The organism is Corynebacterium sp. ACRPS, assembly GCF_022346005.1.
Taxonomy (GTDB): domain Bacteria; phylum Actinomycetota; class Actinomycetes; order Mycobacteriales; family Mycobacteriaceae; genus Corynebacterium.
In genome coordinates this window covers 1-2516 of sequence record NZ_JAKRMY010000035.1, presented here as the reverse complement: position 1 = coordinate 2516, position 2516 = coordinate 1, and the positions used below count along the sequence as shown (strand labels likewise).

Sequence of the window (2516 nt, the reverse complement as noted above, 5' to 3'; positions counted from 1 at the left end):
GTCCAAAAAGTAGTTAGACATCCTGTCCATAAACTTCCTGGACTCCGCGTCAAAAAACTAACTGGACTCCGAGTCCAAAAAGTCAATGGACTCCGAGTCCAAAAAGTCACTAGACATCACATCTCTAGGTTTCCGAGCGTGTCAAGTTGTTTGTGTGTGGGGCTAGGTTTATAGGTATTTGTCGAAGCGGTCGGGAAAAGCCACGGCCATCTGGTTAATGGCTTGTTTCCAGCCAGAAACTCGGGCTCCTTCCATGAGTCTGCCGGCTGTCGCTGAGACTCGTTTGCCTTGCTTTGCCCTCTTTGCGGCTCGTTTGTCTTCGATGTTGCAGATCATCAACCACAGCGTCTTTATCGCTGATTCATCGTTGGTGAACTGCACCCTGTTGCGAGTAGCTTTACGCAGCTGGTTGTTGAACGACTCAATGGAGTTCGTCGTATAGATGACCTTCCTGGCTGCTGGTGGGAACTGCAAAAATGGCACGAATCTATCCCATGCGTCCTGCCAGACCTTGACCGACTGAGGATACTTCACACCCAGCTCGGAGGCCTCGAATTCGTCTAAGGCCGCCTTAGCTGTGGGCTCGTCTGCGGCGGTGTAGACCTTTTTCAACGCGGCTGATACAGCGCGGCGATCCCCATAGGCCACCCATCGATTCGCAGCACGAATTAAGTGCACGATACAGGTTTGCACCATAGAGTTCGGCCAAGTTGCCTCAACTGCCTCTGGCAGGCCTTTCAGCCCGTCACAGCAGACGATAAAGACGTCCTTGACCCCACGGTTAGAAAAGTTGGCGCATACCTGCGCCCAGAATGAAGCGCCTTCTTCCTTGGCAATCCACAATCCTAAAATGTGCTTAATACCGTCGAGATCCACGCCGATTGCCATGTACGCAGATTTGTTGACTACTCGGCCGTCGTCGCGGACTTTAATGCGCAACGCGTCCAGGAAAACCACGGGGTAGAACTCGTCTAGCTGGCGGTTTTGCCAGACCATAACCTCATCGAGCACGGCGTCAGTAACCGCAGAAATCGTCTCATGGAAAATATCGACACGCATCGCCGTTGCCATATGATGCTGGATATCCCTAATTGTCATCCCACCGGCATACAAGCTGACGATCATGTCATCAAGATCAGTCAAGCGCCTAGAACCTTTAGGGACCATAGTCGGAAAGAATGTTCCAGCCCGATCCCGAGGGACATCAACGGTGACTGGCCCGCAGTTAGAATCCACGGTCTTTGGATACGACCCGTTGCGGTAATTGTCTGTTCTAGCTGCAGCTTTAGCGCTCCTGTCGCCAGACTCGTAGCCCAGGTGGGCATCCATTTCAGCGTTGAGTCCCCTGGTAATCGAGGCTTGTAACATGCCGCGAACTAGGTCGTTGGCATCCGTTGTGGACGTGCCTAGGTCATCAATCAGTTTCGCGATGTCAGGATTAGCAAGCAGCTTCTTTTCAATCGCATCAATCTTGGCCTTATCAGCCGGATCTCGTCTCGCCACAGTAGTCATTCTGGTCCATCTCCTCATGCAGGTTAGGTACCCACACACAAACCATCAGACACTCTCTGGTGTGCTTTCCGGGTGAGTAAAAACAGACCACGATGCCCGGTATGTGCTGGGCAAATGAAGAAAAACGGAACCACATCCAAAGGCACAACCAGGTGGCGGTGCAAAGACCCGAACTGCGGCAGCTCCACGACACGAACCCGCACCGATCTCACTCAGGCCTGCGACTTTAAAGCCTTCATCTCCTATGTCACCTCCACAGTGACGTTGTCTGAACTCGCCGGGCCACAAAGGGTGAGTCGTTGGACACTTGATCGCCGATTGAACCGTTTTGGCTCATCGACGTCCCCAACGACGGTGCCCCGCAGCGCGTCTACGAGCAGATCTTCATCGACGCCACCACGTCATTGCTTGGCACTGGACCAAACACGAAACTGTCCACGCATACACGCAGCTTCTTCGCAAAATCGCCGAGCCGCTCTGCGTCGTCATCGACGTCGGACAAGGCGCACTCACCGCGATTAAAGCCTGCTGGCCAAACGCGATGATTCAGCGTTGTCTCGTCCATGCGCAACGCGTCATCCGCCGCTACACCACCTCACGGCCGCGCACCGACGCCGGCAAAACCATCTACGCACTGGCGCTGAAACTAACCCGTGTCACCACACTCGAACAGGCACGGGAGTGGACGCTACGTCTGCACGACTTCGGTCAGGTATTCAAAACATTCCTCAACGAGAAAACACCCGTGCCAAAGGAACGCCGAACACTCAATAACCAGTTGGGGTTGCCCGCAAATCGTGGACACGTAGTGGAGCTACCTAGTGGTTAGGCAGCGATTTCTTTTCTGCTGGTGGTTAGGCTGGTGTGGTTTTCGAAATCGACGGGGCTGACCATCCCAAGGGCGGAGTGCCGGCGCCGACGGTTGTAGACTACTTCAATCCAGTAAGCCACAGCCTGACGCGCAGCATCGCGGGTTGGCCAGCGTTTCCGGTCGTAGAACTCGG

At 54.2% G+C, this 2516-nt stretch carries 2 protein-coding genes and 1 pseudogene; 1 reads left to right on the top strand and 2 read right to left on the bottom strand.

The window, feature by feature from the left end:
- Positions 1-168 precede the first annotated feature (168 nt).
- Positions 169-1512 (bottom strand): IS256 family transposase, encoded by a 1344-nt coding sequence (locus tag MHX65_RS11410; RefSeq protein ID WP_239270164.1) that lies wholly within the window; start codon positions 1510-1512, stop codon positions 169-171.
- A 72-nt stretch (positions 1513-1584) separates the two neighbouring features.
- Between MHX65_RS11410 and MHX65_RS11405 the strand changes: the two are divergent.
- Positions 1585-2290, top strand: a pseudogene (locus MHX65_RS11405) (transposase-like zinc-binding domain-containing protein); the annotation flags it as partial.
- A 47-nt stretch (positions 2291-2337) separates the two neighbouring features.
- Here the strand turns inward: MHX65_RS11405 and MHX65_RS11400 are convergent.
- A partial coding sequence (locus tag MHX65_RS11400) for an IS3 family transposase (RefSeq protein WP_239270165.1) occupies positions 2338-2516 on the bottom strand: 179 nt, incomplete at its 5' end.

What these genes read in the sequence shown, in the direction of transcription:
- MHX65_RS11410 (WP_239270164.1), bottom strand. Translation starts at nt 1,512, where the DNA reads ATGACTACTGTGGCGAGACGAGATCCGGCTGATAAGGCCAAGATTGAT.